Below are 19,638 nucleotides of genomic sequence, written 5' to 3'. Positions count from 1 at the left end.
TGCGCAAGCGGGGATCGAGCCACCTCAAAGATGATGAGCGGTCATTTCTTTCTATGCAAACAAGAGGAGTTGATAGTATGAATTCGCAGCAGGTTGTCCTGGTGACAGGAAGTAAAAGCGGGTTTGGTCGCAGAATTGTTGAAACCCTGGCAACGCAAGGTTATCGGGTGTTTGCTTCTCTGCGTGACGTCAATGGACGCAACGCAGAGCATGCTAACGCATTACGTGGCTTCGCGCAACGCGAGCGGCTTGATCTTTCCGTTCTTGAACTCGACATAAATGACGAACAATCAGTCAAGCAGGCCGTTGAGACAGTGATTGAGCAGGCTGGCCATATTGATGTCTTAGTGAACAATGCAGGTATCATGTATAGAGGAATCACTGAGGGATTTACGGTTGAGCAGGCGCGCACGATTATGGAGACCAACTTTTTCGGACCTCTGCACCTGGATCGCATGGTCCTTCCGCACATGCGCCAGCAGCGCAATGGATTACTGATCCATATCACCTCGATTGCCGGTGGCATAGTTCTTCCCTACTTAACACTGTTGTCATCCAGCAAAATGGCTCTGGAAGCGCTGGCCGAGGCCTATCATTATGAACTGGCCCCGTTAGGCATCGAATCGGTCATTATAGAGCCAGGAGCGTTTGCAACAGATTTGAGTAAGAGCCAACAAGAGCCGCGTGATCAGGAGTGTCTGCTCGGTTATGGAGTCCTCAAGGACATTCCCGGAAGAGCGCCGTCCGCCAACAATGGACCAGCCGCACAAGATCCCCAGATCGTTGCCAACCTGGTTGCTGACCTTATTGCCCGGCCACGAGGGACGCGCCCTCTTAGAGTGACTGCTGGTAACGACCTGGGCTTAGCATCCTTGAATGCCACCAAAGAGCAGATGAAACACGCACTGCTTGATGCGCGAGGCTTAACTGAACCTCTCGCATTTAAGATACCTGAGGCCTGATATGGCTGAACCTGACCTTGATCTGTTTTCTTAGAGCCTCCAGGCGTCGGAACCGAGGAAAGCAGAAGGTGGATTATTGAAGCAGTTCACTAAATCCATCCTGAACGGTGCCTGCCTGGAGCAAAAGCTGGCAGAGCCCATACAGTATCTTGAAATGATGACACATGTGCCCATCTGCCATCCGTTCGCACGGCCAGCCGTGCAGGGCAAACTGCGGTGTCCACTACTCCTCGCCCCAATTGCAAAGGGTTGGAGCTACGTGACACATCGTTCACTTCGCGAAAATGCTTCACTTCCTAGGGAAGTGGCTTGCGAGAAGGAGTGAACTGAAGACGGATCGATTTTACTCCTCTCCCGATTTTGAGAGAAACCTCTATCTTAAGAGAGAAGTATAACCAAGAGCAGTAGCCCTGTCAAGAAGCGTTTTTGGCATCATCTGACATCGTTTGCCATCATTTCTTAGAAACGTTTACAACACCTGCTTGCGGTAGCGAGATAGAGGACAGAGCAAACTTGTGAAGAGTTTTGTGTTTGAAAGAAAAGAGGAATATATGATGCAGAGCGTAACGGTAAATGAGCACACCAATATACCTGGCTGGATTCGCGACTTCTACGCCGACCTTGATGATCTCAAGCTCGGCAATGGATTTGATATCTTTATTCCCGAAGTGCAGATGATCTTTGGAACTGCCAGGATACAGGGAATCGCGGCGATAAAGGACTTCTTTCGCACCATTGATAGTCCGTTAAATACCAAACACATAGTAGAGCGCTTCTGGGATGGGGGAAGCACCAAATTGATCCAGGGAAAGGCGATACTGGCGCCCAAAACCGATCCAGACAACGCCACCACGATACCATTTTTCCATGTGTTCTCGCTGGCGAGTGGCCATATGGAAAAGGTAGCGTACCTGTTCATTGTTGCTGGCCCCGTTGATCCTGAAAAAAGCATTCCCGATATCAACCAGGAAGGGCTCTAATGTAGAGAAAAGAGTTCCCATTCTGGTGAGCGGCCCACCCTTGTCTTTATTGCATGGACAGGGGGCATCACGCCTTCAGTACTCACCACCATATTGAGGGGTGCAACGAACTCATTGGTAGAGGTCCTTTGTTGATCGATTTCGCCCGTCGTACTGCTCGCACGTTTCTCACTGCATACATCAATGCAAGAATCCATTGCTGTATTTGCTTCACCTGAAGAAGCGCTTTACGCCAAATCAAGTGCTCCTGGACAATGGTAATCAGCCGTGCTAGGCGGTATCCGACTGCAGAATTCGCTCCCTTTTTTCTTCGAGCCGACAGAGGCTCTCCGCTATTTCATCGAGGTCTTCACTCGCTTGCACCGCTGGATACTCAAATGGCAGTGTTCCATCCCGATTGAGGGCGGCCTGGATGCACACGGCATTAATCATCCAGTACCTTCAACCGCTCAAGCGTTTCTGCCTGTGCTTCCAGCACGTCTTGTTTGAGTTGTCAACGCACCACTCTGACTTTCTCCCCTAAGCGTTTTCTCAGTGCAGTTTTCACTTTGCGTAATTCCTCTTGCTCAACTTTCATCTTTGGGCACTCTACAAAAGCGGGTCAATTCCACGGTCGCGGAAAAATACAACGGGAAAGCGATGCTGAAACCGAAGCAGCACGGGTGATATCTCCGGTCCAAATGATGCCGCTGTGGACAGATAACGAAATAGCCCCGAGAAGTGAGACCCTCTCGGGACTATCTGTGGTTCATGCAGTAAGCAATTCAGCCACCCATTGGAGGATCCTCTCCAATTCAAAAGGCTTCCGCAAGGTTCTCAGGTGCCTCTCATCGTGAGCGGCTGCTGGCATATCTGCACTCATGAGAATAATGGGGATATGGCGAGATGCCTCTCTCTTGCGCAGCCAATGGGCAAGTTCCAGACCATTCATGCCTGGAAGATGGTAATCCAGGAGCACTAACATTGGAGTTTCTGTTTGCAACACATTCTGCGCCCTCTCTCCACTCAGTACGTGCAAGACCTGATAGGATTCCTCCTGGAAGATATCCACAAGAAGGCCACCCAGGATAGGATCATCGTCGACGATGAGAATATGGTTGCCGCTGGTCTGTTGAGCGCGTATCTGTTGCTTCTTCCCCATTGCTCTAGTTCCTTTCTCCTACAGGAAGGTGTTCCGGCGCGGACAAGGGGAACGTGATATGAAAGGTTGCACCTTTTCCCAGTTCACTTTCAACGCGAATGGTTCCCCCATGATGCTTGATAATTTTTGCGACAATATACAAACCCAGCCCGAGACCTGGAAAGGCGTGCTGCTGCAAGGGAGCCGCCCGGTAGAAGCGGTCAAAAATTTTCTCTTGTAGCTCCTGTGGAATGCCGATGCCCTGATCACGGATACTGACGGTGACGCTCTCTCCCGAGGTCGTCAGCAGCACATCGATCAACGGAGCAGAGGGCGAGTATTTAATGGCGTTGCTCAGAATATTCAAAAAGATGCACTCGATGCGGTCACGATCTCCGATGATAAAAATGGGTGCCGGGGTGCGATGAAGGGCAATGGTGTGAGTTGTTTGCATCCGCTGAAAAAGGCTAATAACCTCTCTGAGCACCATATCCAGATCGACCAGATCTCTGGCATATTCCAGCTTTCCCGCTTGAATACGTGAGACATCAAGTAACTCGTCGACCATGCGTGTAATCGCATTCAGTTGCACGTCCATGCGATCAGACGCGATCTCGAGATCAGAAAGGCCCTGCTTCTTGAGTTTTTTTCGTAACACTTGATTTTGCAGTTTTAAAGAGGTGATGGGCGTTTTCAGTTCGTGACTCACGATACTTACAAAAGAGTCTTTCCGCTGTTGCAACTCATGACGAGCAGCATTATCCATGACAAGACCCATGCCGTGTAACACCTGGTCATGAACGGCGATGCCATCCACTAGAACAGGCAATTTGCTGCCATCTTTACACACCAATTCCGTTTCGAACGGGGTTTTGTAGCGTTGCACCACTACTTCCTGATGGACCTGTTCCGAAAATGAGGCGAGTGCCGGCGTTGTTGTTGTCCACTGAATATTCCGCCGATCCAGGTCCTTCTGACTATAGCCTGTCATGCGGAGAAAGGTGGCATTCGCATCCACAATCTCATTATCCTCAGCGACAAAGATGCCAATCAAGCTGGAGCGCATCAGCAGGTCCACACGTTCCTGGCTCTGACGCAATGTATCTTCGGTCTGTTTCTGGTCATCGATGTCGGTGCAGCTGACCATCCATCGTGCAATCTTTCCCGCTTCATTATAGTAGGGGACAACCTGTGCGAGAAACCAGCGATAGGTACCTGTATGTCCCTCTCTCAGACGATACCTCACGGTACGCGGTTCACTGGTCGCAAAAGCCTGTTGCTGCAGTGCCAGAACGTATGCTCGGTCCTCAGGATGAAGGTTCTCAGGCCATATCTCTTGCTGCAAGAGAAGGTTTGCACGGGAAGGCAATTGTTGTTCACCGCTATAGTTACGCCAGCGTTGATTCGTATAGGCAACCCAACCATCCGGTTGAACGATCCAGATCAATTGTGGCAGCGCATCCATAAACGCATACTGCTCGTTGCTCTTCTCTTCCCATTTTCTTTTTTCGGTTATAGATTTCATGTCGTCATGTCCCCTTTCACATACCTCATCCTTGATACACAGTCTCTCCCGCTTGCTGGGTAGTCGCCAGGAACGAGTCGAAGACCGGCATGGCTCTCTTTCTCCTTTACGCTTATGGATCTCTTTCCATGGTTGGATGGTTGAATCAGGACCAATCAACCACCTATTGATACTATAGCCCACACGAAGGGAGCGCAATGGTCAATAGGGCCAGGAAACGGACGGATCTGGTCATTTGATAATTGCGCGGCATCTTCGAACTCATTTCAGATGAGAGGCTTTCGACGCTTCCTCATTCCAGCCTTTGTGTTGTTTGTCGAATAAAACAGTTCACACAAGTTTGGTGAAACAGCTTTTGTTTGCTTTTGACGGATAGAAATGTAATGATAAACTCTCGTGAGAAAAACCTCTAGTTTCCACGAGAGTTGATGGTGGAAGGGCATTGGAGTGAACCCCCAAGACCGGACAGTGAAGGAAGTCGACTTCTCCGAAATGTCGTAGACTGAGAACAGCACAAGCAGAGGAGAAGAGACGATGCACAACCACCAGCACAGTCCTGAGTTTACATTGGATGTTGTTCGGCAAGTCGCTTCTAGAGATAAGCGGCCCGCCCAGGTCTGCCGTGAACATGGCCTGGCCGAGAGCGTGCTATCGCGCTGGCGCAAGGAGTACCAGGAGCACGGAGAGCGCAGTCTGGTCAACGTGGAAGCGGTGCGCGATGTAGGCCAGTTCCTGATTGGTGGCCGGGAGGCGACAGAGGCGCAGATGCGTCAGGGTGTCGAGCGAGCATTGTAGAAGCATTGCGAGTTGCCATTGATCTGCCATTGAATGGCCTCCTTCTCACGTTTGTCTTTCGAGAAGACGAAAGATCAGAATCAAATTATCCAGGGTGCGCAGATAGCGTTTGAGTTGTGCATCTTTCTCAATTTGAAACGTTATGCGCTCTCAACACAGGACGTTTCAAATTGGGACATGAGGCAGATCATGTGGAGTTTGATACGTTTACATGAGTAACTATAGCCTCTGGCTCAACACGCTGTACACTGACTCAGCACATACATAGTCTCATCATTGTGTATTCGAACCCACATTTGAGTTGATCCATGCCGGTTGTCGCAACTTCCGACTGAGGACCATCCCCAAATCACTGAATAGACCTGGACAGTGTAGTGCCACCCCTTGTCGATTCGCAACACATCCCAGTCCTGATGACTATCTGTATGCTGATTCGTGTACAACCATTCTGTGGGATCTCCTGATCCACAGGGAGCTGTGTCCTGGTACAGTGTCTCCGAATTGCCACACCAATCGTGGGCTACGAGTACGCCATATTGCGATTTATTATAGGTTTCGGAGCAGAGCGGGTAGGTACACGATGAACTCGCATGTGCAATAGGTGTTGCTCCGAATGTCACCATCATAGCCAAAAGCGTGACTGTGGCTGTGAATACTTGGGCGAGACGTATACCCCATCTCCTCCTCGGCTTGCGAGTTCTTTGGCTGCTAGGGACAGGGTGCATTTCGATGGATTTCTGCACTGGAATACCTCCTAAACATGCAAAACACTCAGTGAACTTCTCATGAAGACATGGCTCAAACGAGCTTAACCAATGTGACAATTGACGAAAAGATCCCTGAGAGATAAGGTGAACATATCAAAACCATCACCGCTCTCAGGGAGGAAACATGATCTATTGTCACACTGTGGAGGAGCGTGTCAATATGATCAGTCAGATGGTGTTGCCTTTTGCAAGATGTGCGCAACCGTGGAGTCAACTTGATCGATCTGATCATAACTGACGGGCATGATGGGCTCCTGGCGGCAGTTGGCTCGTTATTTTCAGCAACCCCAAGGCAGCGCTGTGTCGTCCATAAACAGCGCAATGTCCTTAACGCTATTGCTTATCGCGAACGCAAAGAGATCAGTTCTGAGCTCAGTGAGATCTTCAAGCAGGAGAGGAAAGAGGATGCCTTGCTCAATCTAGCAGCGTTTAAAGCCAAATATCAGAAACGCTATCCTGACTCATCTTTACACAATACTCTGCATGGTATCGTGATTTGCCCATAGAACCCTCTTGTGTTCATTCTAGCAAATTTCTTTTCTCCCACTCTCTACATTCGGGGCAATTCCACCTATCCCCATATGGCATCGTGTTCCAACAGGTGAAGGGAGGTCCTTCATCTGTTCAGCTTGTTAGCACAGAAAGGAACGAATCATGTCCAAACATGGTGGATCTGGCGGCAAGGGAAGTGGAGCCGGAAGAGGTGGTGGGATGGGCCGTGGAGGGAAAGGCTCAACCTCAAAAGAAGATGCCGCTCGTGTCCAAAGTGCAGCCGACCGCAATCCCGAGTCGCGCACAGCCCAAAGTGGGTTTTCCGAACGGGCGCAATCAGCGGCTGACCGCCAACAGCAGCAGAACCAGTAGTGTAGCGCTGGAGCAAACGTCGAGACCATAACCCTCTTCGGGTGCGGCAAGCTTTTTTGCGCCGAGCTGAAGCCGGGACCGATGAAGGATGAAAGGGAGCAGGGGAAGGTGCTGTCGCATCAATCCCCCATAGCACGATACGCGTTGCCACACGCTCACCAACGATCAATCTTCCTGGGCTGCATCTCACCGTCTTCTCGTCTCATTGGCTTTCCTGACCGCCGCACTGCGTCCCTCGGGGCCCAGCGTCTCCTTGCCTTTCCTGGCCGCCGCACTGCGTCCCTCGGCGCCACGGGCCTCATTGGCTTTCCTGGCCGCCGCACTGCGGTCCGCAGCGGGCTGATAGACAGGCCGTCCATCTGTCGCGACCCAACGTTTGCTTTGTTTGGATCTTCCAGTGAGAAGATCAGACACCTGCGTTTTATTCTTTAATTGCTCCGTCTCAGGTCGTAGGGTCTGGTTTTCCGTTTTATAGTGCTGATACGTGCCGGGGCCTCGCACAAAATCGGTCTGGGTAGCATATGTAGCCAGATCATAGCTGCTCCCCCCCGGGCTTGTTAAGCGTCGGCGGGAAGGGTCCTGAGCGGCAGTTTCCACACCGGAGGCTTGAGGGCGATCGACGAACTGCAATTGGGCCGCGCTGGCTGTCTGAAGAAGTTGAGGATTGACGCTCTCCCCTTCTGGCATGTTGACAGCACGCTGTAGGTTGTAGGCGTCGGAGGGCGGCTCACGGGCGAAGAGGCTCCTGAGAGCCTCCGGGTTGCCCTGGAGGGCCTGCTCAGTCGGTTCAGAGAAAATGGACTGCTCAGGGGCGTCGTGTGTGTCGAAGGGCTGCTGTGTAGAAAAGTCGTGCTGCATTTCCCTTTCCTGCTGCTGTTCCTGGTGCCGTCTATAGAGATCATGCGGAACATGAGGACTTTCCTGCTGCTGTTGCAGCGACGATCGCTCCCCAGTTGTTGTCCTGATGATATCTGTCCTAGCTGTCGGCGTATACCAACCAAACCCACCATCACCCGTTGGCCGATGAAGGTCTTGAGGATTGATCGTTGCTGAGTGTTCGTGATGAGAGGGCGTTTCGAATGGCATCCTGTTTTCCTGTCTTGTTGGTGTTCCATGACGTGCATTGTGGGTGTGCAACATAAGCCATGGTCATCCGTCCTGTTTCACAAACAGGATAGAGCCGCAGGCAGGCACAAGCAAGAGGGAAAGAGGCCCAATGGGATCGACGCAAAAAAACGTGCCGCACCCCTATGCACAGGAACAAGCAACATATATCTGGGGCCTTGAGGCTATTGGTTTCTTTATTCTCGCATGTGGATTTTATCTGCTTGCAAAATCTGCAATAGGTACGAATCAAATCATGGGTTTATCTTTGCTGTTGCAATGGTGTGTCTGGGCATCTCCTATCTGCGGCGATTTTTCCGAGCGCACAGAAATCTTTAGGGAGGTGCGAATACCTGTTGAGATGGTCCTGCAGCTAGCTTTTTTTGTTTCTAATATGACATAGCAATACAAAAATGATATATTTCTACACTAGAGTGATTTACATGACTCGTTCATGAGGAGTAGAAATATTCATGGAACTCGATTGGTCAGAACGTTCTTCCCACATTCGCACGCTGTACCGTCCCTGGCAATCTGGCGATGGGTACGACGAACACATCATTCAAACAGCAGAAGCTCAACTTGGTTGCCGCTTACCGACTCCCCTCAGAACTTTTTACGCGGCCTGGGGTCGCCGCAAGGATTTCACTCGATCCAATCAAGCATTGGTTGGACCTGATCACCTGATTGTGCGATCAGACGCGCTCATTTTCTGTTTCGAGAATCAGGCGGTTTGCGCCTGGGCAATACGACGAGAAGATCTGGCCCTGACCAATCCCCCAGTCATCGTTGCGTATAGTCACCAGAATTGGGATTGGGGGGAACTTGATGCACCACTCAATTGGATGCTCAGCCATACCCATGTATCAGACTTTCTTGACACGCTGGCCTATCATCATGCTCTTTGTGGGGGAGCTATTCATGGTGGCTACGTTGGGCACACCAAAAACACAGGGAACGAAGAACATCAGAAAGCATGGCTGGAACAACATTGGTGCAGCACAAGTGTTGGCCGCATGATTTTTGGTGTAAGCGACGAAGTTCCTGATGAGTTTCTTCCTCCCTTATTCATACGTGATGGCCAGGCGCTTAACCTCTGGGGATTTAGTGTTGCAGTGCGTGATGTTGAAGCCCTTGATGAGATTAGCCATGCTCTTCAGGTGACATGGATAAAACAATGGTAAACCCATCAGTAGAAAATTAATCAGCTACTGTGAAGATTGTAGTACTGTTCGAAGATTAGTGTTTATAATCGAGAGCAATCTTATTCATTGAGTGAGGAATGTACCAGGAAAATAGACAATGGCCATGTATCATGATTTTTGGCTTCTGCGAGAAGATGAGTGCGTTTACACTGTAAAGTACCCAGTAAAAGAGACACTCTCATAAGGAAATCAAAGGAGCACCATGTAACTGATGCTCTTGCGCATAGTGCAAGGGTGAACAATTGCCGACGCCCTCGTGAGGACGTAGCGTATTGTAAAAATTGATCCATGTTTCTGCAGCGCCCAGAAAGTGACCCAGGGTTCGGTACGAACGGCGATCCGCCACCGCAAGCTTGAACGTGCCCACAAACCGCTCAGCATAGCCATTATCTGTGGGTGTGCCAGCACGGCTCATCGATTGCAGAAATCCTTTCTGTAACAGCAGATTTTGGGTGCAGTGCGCTCCGTATTGTTTGCCTTGATCGCTGTGCCAAATAGCTCCCACTGTGGGAAAGGTCATGGTCTCTATGACGCTCGTCACCAGGTCGGCGCGCATATGATAATCAAAGGCCAGTCCGAAAATCTGGCGCGTCTGCTTCTCCAGGGCAAAGCAGCCTCGCACGCGGGATTGATCGGCCAGATGAACCTCAAAGATGTCAGAAAAGATGACCTGTTGCGTGGCATCCTCGCTCAGTTCTCGGACCAGGTTCGGAGCTATCTCAGCTGCCTTGCCCGGATAGACGTACTTCTTCTTTTTGCGCCGGGCGGCGATGCCATATTTGTGCATCACCCGTTTGACCCGATTCTTGCCGGTGTTGGTGAGCACGGCCAGCTTGCGATGTCCCAACGTATCATCCAGTTCATGCCACTGTTCAATACTGACAACCAAGGCTTTATCCATCTGCGGCCGCTTGGGATGCAGATACAGACTGCTACGAGCGATGCCAAGGGCACGGGCGAGTTGTGTTTTGTTGATCGGACCACCAGAAGCGCAGAGGGTTCGCCCAAGTTCCACTTTCTCGTGTGCGCTTAATTGCCCAGTAGCCCGCGGGATTTTTTTAGCAGGTCATTTTGAACGGTCAGATCGCCAATGAGCTGCTTCAACTCTTCCGGAGATTCCCCTGGCGCATGGCCTTGAGCCTTGCTGCGCGTTTGGAGATCACGTTGATCAGCAAAGATCTCTGGCCCTTTTTGCTGAAATTCTTGGCGCCAGCGACTGATGACGGAGCTGGCCAGGCCAAACTTTCGGCACACTTCTTCCAGGGTGGTCTCACGCTGAAAACTTTCCATGACCACTTTGAACTTGAATTCCGGGGTATATGTTTTTCGTTTGCCTGCCAATAGGGTGAACAGAGCGCGCCTTGATCTGTTGCCAGAGTAGGTTTCGCTCTGTTTCCCTCCGAACCGCACGGACACCTTTCGATGTATACGGCTCTCCAGCCATTCTCAGGAAATTCCTGGTGTTGAACCTCTCCCATGAGCTTCTTTGCCTTACGCATACCGCTGGTTGTGTTCAACGCAATGGCCTGCTTCCCTTCACCATGTGAACGGTGCTACCGTCTCAGATTACTATGGAAGCTCTGTCACCCTATCGCGGCTCCGGCACAAAGTTATCAGAACCCACAACGTAGGTGATCTCCGTTTGACGCTCCTCCCATATACGGATGGGTTAGGCTCCCGTTCGTTCCTTTATCGTGGCGTCTTCCACGCTGAGAAGAGTTAGAGAGTACAGGAGTCGAAACATGTAACCCCTGTAAACATCTTCTGTGGACGTCTCAACCAGTCTTCGTCCACCCCGGTACTTAAGGCTAAGAAACTGGGTTTCAAGCGATCAAGCCTTGGCCATACCATCCTTGGTCTTGCATCACACTCTGTCTCCTGGTTTCCAGGGCTGACGCTTTACGAGCATGCTTAGTTCCCTTGTGACGTTTCCATCTCCGGTAATCTCGTTGACCATACGGGATCTCTCTACCCGTAACTTCATGAGAAGCGATGAAGAAGGGCGCTCTACGGACGCACTATTTTCGTACCTCTCTTCTTTTACTGTCTATTCTACCAGGTACGTTACAGATATTTGATGCCTTTTCCTTACGTCTCATAGGATCCTTTGATCTCCCAAGATCTATCTATGGCATTGCGGATATTGCGTATTCATCTGATGGAACATACTTAGCGCTTGCTCATGGTGATGGGACCGTGTGGATATGGGATGTAGCGCATCAGAATCCGATATTGACATTCTCTGCTCATCTAAGTGATATGGGTCCCTATAGTACCGTTATTGGTTCAATTGACTGGTCCCCAAATGACAGATTGATCATGACAACTGGCGTGGAGTTTTACAAAAATGTGGATGCAGACCCTGAGAAGAATACGCTTGATAAAATTGATGCCTCCGTGAAATTATGGAAAATACAAAAAGTCCGCAACCCAAGGACCCTATGAAACTGATAGGAGAAACAAAAGAAAGATTTTTGTATCCTGGCATCAAGAATTACAAATGTGCAAAGGAACCATTCAGATAGATAGCTTTTAGTGAATTGCTGTTGATGCGAATAGTCTTTATATGTGAGAAAAGGACCATAGCGAAATTGTTGTTTTTTGCTATGGTCCTCTTCCTTGTCTGCTAGCGGATAGCGGGCTGTTTTCTTACCTTAATTTACGCACGTCTCACGCTCCGAATCCTGACAGGAAAGTTGACAGGAAAAGGGGGAGACGAACAGGGATTTTTGTAGAAACCAGTAGAATTTGGGAGGGAATTTGAGCACGGGATAGACCTCGATGGACTCCAGAAGCGGGGTTATGCCGGTATCGATGTTCGGCACACGCTGCACGAGAAACTGGGTCTGGAGATGCCACCCACGCTTATTCTGGGAGCTTGCAATCCACACCTGGCGCATCGTGCGCTGGAGATAGAGCCAGCAATAGGGCTTCTCTTGCCGTGCAATGTGGTCGTAAGGGCGATCGACGATCGGTACCGTGTTGAGGTCGCCGATCCAGAGGTGATGCTGGGTATTGTTGAGAATGAACGGCTTACTGCCATTGCCAAGGAGGCCAAACACCGCCTGCAGGACGCTATCGCTGCACTGCATGAATAGCGCCATCGTGGAAATATAAAAGCACCATTATGGGTACGCCTGGATATCAATGAGAGGAGTGGTCTCTGAGAGGAAGACGTACCGTGACCAGGGTGCCCTGTCTGGGTTGGCTTTCCAACCAGATCTTCCCCGCGTGTTGCTCGACGATCCACTGCGCGATAGACAGGCCCAGGCCCGTTCCACCAGGATCGCGGCTGCGCGCAGGATCGGCCCGATAGAATCGTTCGAAGACGTGGGGCAATACTTCCGGCTCGATCCCAATCCCCGTATCTCGCACCAGCATGTCGACCTCGCATCCGTGGCGGCATAATCCAAGGGTGACCTGGTCACCGACAGGAGTATACTTGAGTGCGTTGTCCAGCAGGATCAAGAGCAGTTGCTTGAGTCGATCTTCGTCGCCCTCGATCTGAACGGGCTCAAATGGCGCCAGCTGCAAGGTCTGCCCGTGTGCAAGATAGCGCGTCTCACGGAAGGCATCCAGGACTAGAAGATCCAGATCTAACGGGCAGTGTTTGAGGGCGATTCCAGCATCTGCGCGGGCCAGGATCAAGAGATCAGCGACCAGACGCGAGAGACGAGCCGCCTCGCGTTCCAACTCTATCAATGCTTCCGCGCGATCGATGTCTGGCATCTCAGGCTTCCGGCGCAGGAGTTCGATATTGCCCTGGATAGCTGTCAGTGGAGCGCGCAGTTCATGGGAGGCATCTGCCACAAAGCGCTGCTGGGTCTGGTGGGCAGTGTTGATGCTGACCAGCATCTCATTGAACGTTGCCGCCAGCCGTCCGAGCTCATCGTGGTGCATAGGCGCCGCGATACGGCGGGACAGATCCCGTGAGAACGTGATGGTTTGAGCGGCCTGGATCATCTGCGTGACGGGACGCAAGGCATTGCCCGCAATGGCCCAACTTCCCAGCAGCGCCACCAGCAGACTGACCAGTCCCACGAGCGGCAACGTGAGCCGAAATATCTGGATGGAATCATCCAGACGCCCAAGAGGGGTGACGGCTTCAAGGTAGCCGGCCCGCTGCCCAGCGTGAAACGGCAGGACGTAGACGCGCCAGCGCTGTTGTGGCGTGCTCATCAGGCCAAAGGCGCTTCCGCGATCAGGAGTCACTGCAGCGGTTCCCAGCAGTGGGGGGAACAGGCGCGCCATGGTATCGAAGGCTGGCCCGGTTGGCGTTCGGAGGATGAGACGAGGATCGATCGACGGAAGCGAGGCCGTCCCCAGGGTTTGATCCTGCAAGAGCCCATTCGGACTATAGAGGCGCAGCGCGATCTCGAAGCCTTTTTCTCCCTGGGCAAGGTGAGGGCCACTGGCCGAGCTCGCCGCCTCGACTGCCGCGTGTTCAGTACTGACGATAAGTGTGCGGTCGAGGTCATCGTATTGGCCGCGCGCATGAATCGCGTAGCTCAGCCCGGTCACGAAAGGAAGGATGAGTGCGAAGAGCGCGCCATAGCACAGGGCGAGTCGCAGGCGAATGGACATCAGTCAGGACTCCCGCAGCACGTACCCAACATTGCGGATCGTCTGGATCAGGCGCGGCTCGCCCCTCGCCTCCAACTTTTGCCGGAGCTGCTTGATGTAGACCTCTACCACGTTGGCATCGAAGTCGTAACCCCAGACCCGATCGAGCAGTACATCCTTAGAAAGCACCTGACGCGGATGGATGAGGAATTCCTGGAGCAGCTTGAATTCCAGACTGGTCAGGGAAACCTCGCGCGACCCACGCTGCACCACATGGCTACCTGTATCCAGGGAAAGGTCCGCAAAGTGGAGCACGGACGGGTGGTCGAGCTGTTGCCGCCGCAATAGCGATCGAATGCGTGCCAGCAAGACTTCAAATGGGAATGGTTTGGTGACGTAATCGTCGGCCCCCGCAGAGAGCCCCTGTACCTGGTCGGATGGGGCATCCTTTGCGGTGAGCATGAGCACGGGCATCTGCTCATCGGCTGCACGCAACCGGCTCAGCACCTCATAGCCATCCAGACCGGGCATCATCACATCCAGGATTACCAGATCTGAGGGACGTTCCCGGGCAGCGGCAAGCCCCTCGCGCCCTGTGCAGGCGGTTTCGACCACGAAGCCTTCATACGATAAGCCACGTTTCAACAGGCTCGTGATCGCCGGATCATCATCTATGACCAGAATATGGTGTTGCATAGACATGGGGAATGCTCTCCTTCCAGATCCAAGCCTCCCTCTAATCATTGTCCCAGAGAGATTGTAGATCGGAATTATCACCATCTTGTCACAAGCTCTCTCCACCGGGTCACAACAACGTCACACCTGATCCGCATCTTCAGGTGCCCCTCAGGGGCTACTCAGCGCTGCCTCAGAAAGGGGAGCTATAGTTCCTGTAGATGGACCGGTGTTGCTCCTGGAAGGTAGGTGACCGCGGAAAAGCGCGGAAGGAGGAAGGCTCATGGGGCCATTCATCGATGTCATCATTATTGCCCTGGTGATTCTGTGTGTGATCGTTTTTCTGATGCTTCTCAATTGGATCTCGAAACCAGGTAGCAGGTAGGCCAGTTTCTGTTACGGTTGCATGAAGAAAGGTGAGTAGTTATGAAAGAAGAGAAAATCGCCCTGGCAAATGCATTTGCTGTCACTGTCGCTATTCTTTGGACCGTCTGCTCGCTTGTAGTTGCGATCTTTCCAGCCTTTGCGCTTGACGTGACCACCTGGTGGATGCATGGATTGACGGTGATGGGGACCTGGCATCTTACCTGGGGCAACTTTTTCCTTGGAGGGATCGTACTGGTGGTGATAGCATGGTTGAGCGCCTATCTGTTTGGTTGGTGTTGGGAAACTTTTAGCGGAAAGCGGATCGCGTTGCATCGACAGGGAAGCTTGAGGGAAGCCTGAGATAAAGCAAGGAGAGATGAACACGATCACCTGCAGTAGGAGAGAGAAGGAAGTGCTCTGGTTCCAGGGCTGATGCCTCTCTTCTCCTTTCCCGATGCATAGTATGATGTGGTTCTACCTTTCTATTGTTCTACAGCATATAATGTACCGTACTGGTGAGCAGCGTGTACTCCAACTCTAATAACGGTGAGATGTACAAGGGCCAACGTGTAATAAGATTGGCCTGGTCCGTTGTTTCAATGAGAGATTAATCAGCCCCATCCATACTGTGATGCTCATGGTCATGATGATCCATCTGTTCCGCCGGTGTGTTCATCATTTTGAGCATGGAGAGGCCACCGGTGCGCAGGAAGCGGATCACCATCAGGGCCGCCAGTACCAGGAAGATGATGTTGAGGACGGTGGTGTAGTTCCAATGAACCCCTTCGGTAATCGCCACGACGTTGCGGTTCTGAGGGATAATCCCCAGCGCGGCGAACAGGAACTCGATCACATAACCCGCGACGGCCATGGTGATATACATGGTAACCAGAATGTAGCCCATTGTCTTCCAACTGTAATACTTGCGATAGATATCCAGAATAGGCAGGATAATCAGGTCGGCAAAGATAAAGCTGACGACACCACCAAAGCTGATCCCTCCGCGCCATAGGACCGCGGCCAGCGGCACATTGCCTACCGAGCAGACGAAACTTACCATGGCCACCAGCGGACCCATCAGCGGGCCCTCGATCTTTGCCAGGGTGGGATTGTTAGAGAGGAAGAAGGCCTGCCAGAACGAATCCGGCACCCAGGCTGCCAGCGCACCCGAGATGAGTAGACCCAGAGCGATATCGACCCAGACCGAGGCCCAATCCATCACAAAGTAGTTGCTGACCGCGGTCAAACCTTTGCCGCTGAAGAGCTTATTCCAGAATGAGCTGCCCGAGACGCTCATGTCCATAGCAGCATGCCCCTCCATCTTTCCCATCATCCCTTTTTCTGCCTGCGCCCGTGCTCTTTCTACCATGCGCCGAGTCAGGGTCAATCGGAAAATCAGCGCCAGCAAGATCACCATCAGCAGACCACCGAGATACTCGGCCACCATAAACTGCCAGCCCATTAAGACGATCAGAATAATGCCCAGTTCGATGACCAGGTTGGTGGAGGATAATTGAAAGACCATGGCTGCGGTAAAGCTGGCACCTTTTTGAAAGATGGAGCGCGCCAGGGCAACCGCTGCATACGAGCAGGAACTGGAAGCGATACCAAAGAGCGTGGCCAGCCCCAGGTGCTTTGGCGAGTCACCACCCAACGCCCTGGCGATCGATTGATGGGATACGACGGCCTGAATAATGCCAGAGAGGGTAAAGCCAAGAATCAGCGGCCACAGAATCTCCCAGAACATGCTGAAAGCCATAAAAAGGGCCTGCCCAATACTATTGATGATTTGCATAATCATTTCACCTTCTGTTGAAGAATCATTTGTTGGCCCTGTATGGAATCTGCCTGCCTTGCTATTGAGGAATACATTGCGTGGAAATGATGAGAAGACACGTTACAAAACCTTTCATCGTGAGCTTGTACTATAGTCATTTCTTAGTAACACGGTAGAACCCTGCTACTTGGTGACTGAGTACAAACGCTCGATTCAAAGTCGAATGCGGTGGGGACGCACTCTTTTCAGCGGAGACATGGGGGCCCCGCCCGAAATCCTGCTTGCTCTATGGTGTGTGTGCACTGTTCCTGGTTCACCTGATTCGGATCATACTCTATGTACGCCATTTCGATTGTGGGATTGACATAGGCGTAGATTATACCAGGTAGATGCGCGAGTGCTCGTTCTACCTGCAGCGATCCACCGCAGCGGAGATCTTCTATGGGAATGGTTATGTGCTGTGTCTTCATGGGAGGTTACCTTTCAATGTGTTTTTTCGATGAGTTCATCGCATCGGGCTGTGCTTGTTTCCTATCACGTCTGCCTAAAGAATAGTTTCTCTCTCTAGTGTGGGTGTGCCAACTGAGGGAGGGCTGAGGGAGGCCTGTGGATTGGCTGACGTGCCGTGTCTGTTCGATGGGGTGTTTACTCACCGTGGCACCTGGCAAATGTCTGAGAATAGTGGAGGCAATCAGACAAGCAGAAAGGGTTGTTCCTGGGCGCATCGGCGCTGTGTCATATCTTCAGCTCACATTCAGCATGCACTCAGGGGAGCATCAGCAGCAGACGATATATTTTCTGTACGCTATGATGTATCTCTTCGCTATGACAACAATGACGTTTTGTGTGTATTGATGGCTGCTGCTTGTCCAGCAAGGAGAACTAAACCATGACCTATGTCATTACCTTTCCGTGCATTGGCGTCAAAGACGCCTCTTGTGTTGATGTTTGTCCTGTTGACTGTATTCATCCGGCGCCAGCAGAGCCAGGTTTCGCGGAGGCGGAACAGCTTTATATCAATCCTGATGAGTGCATTGATTGTGGTGCCTGTGAGCCAGCATGCCCTGTCACTGCCATTTTTGAAGAGTCGGCTGTTCCCAACGAGTGGAAGCAGTTTATTCAAATCAATGCTGACTTCTATCGATCATCATAGGAAAAGGCAATACGGCTCCTGTTCGTGTACATTGACGGCACAATCGTTGAGAACTGTTGCCAGTGTGATTACCTGAATTTCCTATGAGAACATTTTTTACGGGACAGATACTATTGGCGGTAGTATACTACCTGGTAGTAGGACTGCGCTCTTCCATGATAAGGCATCTTGCTCGATCATGGAAGCCCTGAGGATATGCGTTGGTTGGAGGCGTCGAGCCAAAGGAATGAGGCTCGATGATTGTCATGTTCGATAGTAGGAAGAAATATGTATGAACAATGAAATGCAATGCACAGGCGTAACACGCCGTCAGTTTTTAAAATATGTGGGTGTAGGGAGCGGTATGGTGGCAGGTATGATCGCGTTGGATGCCTGTGGGGTGCAACCGACGCAAGCCGATGGGAGATCGACATTCCCGCATGCCTCCAGCACCGGGAAAGTTCATGTCTATACATTGAATCCGGCGCCAACACAGCTTCTTGTGGGTGGACACCTGGTTTCCACCTGGGCATATAACGGAGGTCTTCCCGGTCCTGAAATCAGGGTGAATGTGGGTGATACACTTCGGGCTACCGTCAATAACCATGTGAGTGAGGGAACAACGATTCATTGGCATGGGGTCCCGATTGTCAATGCCATGGATGGGGTTGATGGAGTGACGCAACCCGCCATCAACCCTGGGCATACATTTACCTATCATTTTGTCGTTCCCAGTGCTGGAACGTACTTTTACCATTCACATGTGGGATTGCAACTGGATCGCGGGTTATACGGTCCATTCATTGTTGAAGATCCGAAAGAAACGAAAAATTACGATCAAGATGTGGTGCTGCTTCTGGATGATTGGCTGGATGGAGTACCCGGAGGACCGGGAAACCCGTCGGCCGCTTTGAAACAATTGATCGCCGGGGGCGATAACATGTCGGGTATGAATGGGATGGGCGGGATGGGCGGTTCGATGGCGATGCAGGTCCCACCAGATCTTCTGTATCCCCTGTACCTTATCAATGGGAAAGCCAGCGACCATCCCTTCACGATCAACGTCCGCAAGGGACACAGGATTCGCGTGCGCTTCATCAATGCCTCCGCGGCAACCATCTATCATCTGGCTCTCAATGGTCATCGCATGACCGTCACGCACACCGATGGGCAGCCAGTTGAGCCCGTGGATGTTGATACTATCCGTATTGGCATGGGAGAACGCTATGATGTGCTGGTGACCGCAAACAATCCGGGCGTCTGGCAACTGGCGGCGCAGGTCGAGGGGGCAAAAAACATGACCCGTGCGCTGTTTCGCTATCAGGAAAGTACGGCAACGCCACCTCCCGCTGATTTTTTGCCACCAGAATTGCAGCGCAACATGTTAACGTACGCCATGTTACAAGCCGCCCCTGGTACCTCTACGCCACCGACAGGCCAACCTGATCAAACCCTCCCGATACAGTTGAGTGGGGGCATGGGACAGTACGTCTGGAAAATCAATGATCAGGTGTTTTCGCAAGCCGATCAGATCGCGCTACAAAAAGATCGTCTGGTGCAATTCCAGTTCAGTAACCAGAGTATGATGCCCCATCCCATGCACCTGCATGGACACTTTTTTCAGGTCGAGAATGGGACCGGCCGGGGGCCGATCAAGGATACGGTGCTGGTTGATCCGATGCAGAAGGTCAACATTACCTGGGTGTCAGATAATCCTGGTGTCTGGGCGTTCCACTGCCACAATGCTTATCATCAGGCGGCTGGTATGATGCGCGTGATCAAGATCCGTTAACAGCGGTTGGT

20 protein-coding genes and 1 pseudogene are annotated in these 19,638 nt (G+C 51.7%); 12 read left to right on the top strand and 9 right to left on the bottom strand.

Annotation, left to right across the window (positions count from 1 at the left end; genetic code table 11):
* Window positions 1-77 precede the first annotated feature (77 nt).
* Together KTT_RS03765 and KTT_RS03760 are read left to right on the top strand one after the other, a co-directional pair.
* Complete coding sequence (locus tag KTT_RS03765) at window positions 78-962, top strand: SDR family oxidoreductase (protein ID WP_126594717.1); 885 nt, start codon at window positions 78-80, stop codon at window positions 960-962.
* Window positions 963-1,513: 551 nt separating this feature from the next.
* On the top strand, window positions 1,514-1,942 hold the full coding sequence (locus KTT_RS03760; RefSeq protein WP_126594716.1) for a nuclear transport factor 2 family protein: 429 nt from the start codon (window positions 1,514-1,516) through the stop codon (window positions 1,940-1,942).
* A 270-nt stretch (window positions 1,943-2,212) separates the two neighbouring features.
* Here KTT_RS03760 and KTT_RS36015 read toward each other — a convergent pair whose 3' ends face one another.
* The 3 genes from KTT_RS36015 to KTT_RS03750 all read right to left on the bottom strand — a co-directional run bounded on the left by KTT_RS36015 (window position 2,213) and on the right by KTT_RS03750 (window position 4,587).
* Complete coding sequence (locus tag KTT_RS36015; RefSeq protein WP_160145615.1) at window positions 2,213-2,374, bottom strand: hypothetical protein; 162 nt, start codon at window positions 2,372-2,374, stop codon at window positions 2,213-2,215.
* Between the two features lie 316 nt (window positions 2,375-2,690).
* A complete protein-coding gene (locus KTT_RS03755; protein ID WP_126594715.1) occupies window positions 2,691-3,083 on the bottom strand; it encodes a response regulator in 393 nt (130 codons plus the stop codon).
* 4 nt (window positions 3,084-3,087) lie between these two features.
* Window positions 3,088-4,587 carry a sensor histidine kinase gene (locus KTT_RS03750; protein WP_126594714.1) on the bottom strand — a complete coding sequence of 500 codons (1,500 nt, stop codon included), beginning with the start codon at window positions 4,585-4,587 and terminating at the stop codon, window positions 3,088-3,090.
* A gap of 534 nt (window positions 4,588-5,121) precedes the next feature.
* On the opposite strand from KTT_RS03750, the gene KTT_RS03745 reads away from it, so the two are divergent.
* From KTT_RS03745 to KTT_RS03735, 3 genes and pseudogenes are all read left to right on the top strand, one after another.
* Complete coding sequence (locus KTT_RS03745) at window positions 5,122-5,382, top strand: transposase (RefSeq protein ID WP_126594713.1); 261 nt, start codon at window positions 5,122-5,124, stop codon at window positions 5,380-5,382.
* Between the two features lie 940 nt (window positions 5,383-6,322).
* Window positions 6,323-6,613: pseudogene (locus KTT_RS03740) on the top strand (transposase); the annotation flags it as partial.
* A gap of 190 nt (window positions 6,614-6,803) precedes the next feature.
* Window positions 6,804-7,013, top strand: a complete 210-nt coding sequence (locus tag KTT_RS03735; protein ID WP_126594712.1) for a hypothetical protein — start codon at window positions 6,804-6,806, stop codon at window positions 7,011-7,013.
* Window positions 7,014-7,199: 186 nt separating this feature from the next.
* Here KTT_RS03735 and KTT_RS03730 read toward each other — a convergent pair whose 3' ends face one another.
* Entirely contained in the window at window positions 7,200-8,099 is a 900-nt protein-coding gene (locus tag KTT_RS03730) for a hypothetical protein (RefSeq protein ID WP_126594711.1), read from the bottom strand.
* A 130-nt stretch (window positions 8,100-8,229) separates the two neighbouring features.
* On the opposite strand from KTT_RS03730, the gene KTT_RS03725 reads away from it, so the two are divergent.
* A complete protein-coding gene (locus tag KTT_RS03725; protein WP_126594710.1) occupies window positions 8,230-8,520 on the top strand; it encodes a hypothetical protein in 291 nt (96 codons plus the stop codon).
* 70 nt (window positions 8,521-8,590) lie between these two features.
* Window positions 8,591-9,301 (top strand): hypothetical protein, encoded by a 711-nt coding sequence (locus KTT_RS03720; protein ID WP_126594709.1) that lies wholly within the window; start codon window positions 8,591-8,593, stop codon window positions 9,299-9,301.
* 199 nt (window positions 9,302-9,500) lie between these two features.
* On the opposite strand, the gene KTT_RS03715 is transcribed toward KTT_RS03720, so the two are convergent.
* Both KTT_RS03715 and KTT_RS03710 read right to left on the bottom strand, forming a co-directional pair.
* On the bottom strand, window positions 9,501-10,337 hold the full coding sequence (locus KTT_RS03715; protein ID WP_160145614.1) for an IS3 family transposase: 837 nt from the start codon (window positions 10,335-10,337) through the stop codon (window positions 9,501-9,503).
* 14 nt (window positions 10,338-10,351) lie between these two features.
* On the bottom strand, window positions 10,352-10,732 hold the full coding sequence (locus KTT_RS03710) for a transposase (protein WP_268904493.1): 381 nt from the start codon (window positions 10,730-10,732) through the stop codon (window positions 10,352-10,354).
* Between the two features lie 582 nt (window positions 10,733-11,314).
* Between KTT_RS03710 and KTT_RS37620 the strand changes: the two genes are divergently transcribed.
* Both KTT_RS37620 and KTT_RS37615 read left to right on the top strand, forming a co-directional pair.
* On the top strand, window positions 11,315-11,767 hold the full coding sequence (locus KTT_RS37620; RefSeq protein ID WP_126594706.1) for a WD40 repeat domain-containing protein: 453 nt from the start codon (window positions 11,315-11,317) through the stop codon (window positions 11,765-11,767).
* 407 nt (window positions 11,768-12,174) lie between these two features.
* Complete coding sequence (locus KTT_RS37615) at window positions 12,175-12,420, top strand: DUF302 domain-containing protein (RefSeq protein WP_126594705.1); 246 nt, start codon at window positions 12,175-12,177, stop codon at window positions 12,418-12,420.
* Between the two features lie 46 nt (window positions 12,421-12,466).
* Here KTT_RS37615 and KTT_RS03695 read toward each other — a convergent pair whose 3' ends face one another.
* Both KTT_RS03695 and KTT_RS03690 read right to left on the bottom strand, forming a co-directional pair.
* On the bottom strand, window positions 12,467-13,906 hold the full coding sequence (locus tag KTT_RS03695; protein ID WP_126594704.1) for a sensor histidine kinase: 1,440 nt from the start codon (window positions 13,904-13,906) through the stop codon (window positions 12,467-12,469).
* 3 nt (window positions 13,907-13,909) lie between these two features.
* On the bottom strand, window positions 13,910-14,581 hold the full coding sequence (locus KTT_RS03690; RefSeq protein WP_126599390.1) for a response regulator transcription factor: 672 nt from the start codon (window positions 14,579-14,581) through the stop codon (window positions 13,910-13,912).
* 405 nt (window positions 14,582-14,986) lie between these two features.
* Here KTT_RS03690 and KTT_RS03685 point away from each other — a divergent pair, with 405 nt between their 5' ends.
* Complete coding sequence (locus KTT_RS03685) at window positions 14,987-15,286, top strand: DUF5676 family membrane protein (protein ID WP_126594703.1); 300 nt, start codon at window positions 14,987-14,989, stop codon at window positions 15,284-15,286.
* A gap of 247 nt (window positions 15,287-15,533) precedes the next feature.
* Here the strand turns inward: KTT_RS03685 and KTT_RS03680 are convergent, their stop codons facing one another.
* The gene (locus KTT_RS03680) at window positions 15,534-16,727 is read right to left on the bottom strand and encodes a permease (protein ID WP_162854190.1); all 1,194 of its coding nucleotides are present in this window, start codon (window positions 16,725-16,727) and stop codon (window positions 15,534-15,536) included.
* 865 nt (window positions 16,728-17,592) lie between these two features.
* Here KTT_RS03680 and KTT_RS03675 point away from each other — a divergent pair.
* Together KTT_RS03675 and KTT_RS03670 are read left to right on the top strand one after the other, a co-directional pair.
* Complete coding sequence (locus KTT_RS03675; protein ID WP_126594701.1) at window positions 17,593-17,856, top strand: 4Fe-4S dicluster domain-containing protein; 264 nt, start codon at window positions 17,593-17,595, stop codon at window positions 17,854-17,856.
* Window positions 17,857-18,127: 271 nt separating this feature from the next.
* Window positions 18,128-19,627, top strand: coding sequence for a multicopper oxidase family protein (locus tag KTT_RS03670; RefSeq protein WP_126594700.1), 1,500 nt, complete (start codon window positions 18,128-18,130; stop codon window positions 19,625-19,627).
* Window positions 19,628-19,638: the final 11 nt, after the last annotated feature.

It is taken from the genome of Dictyobacter aurantiacus (assembly GCF_003967515.1).
Classification (GTDB): domain Bacteria; phylum Chloroflexota; class Ktedonobacteria; order Ktedonobacterales; family Ktedonobacteraceae; genus Dictyobacter; species Dictyobacter aurantiacus.
This window is presented reverse-complemented; position numbering and strand designations above follow the sequence as displayed.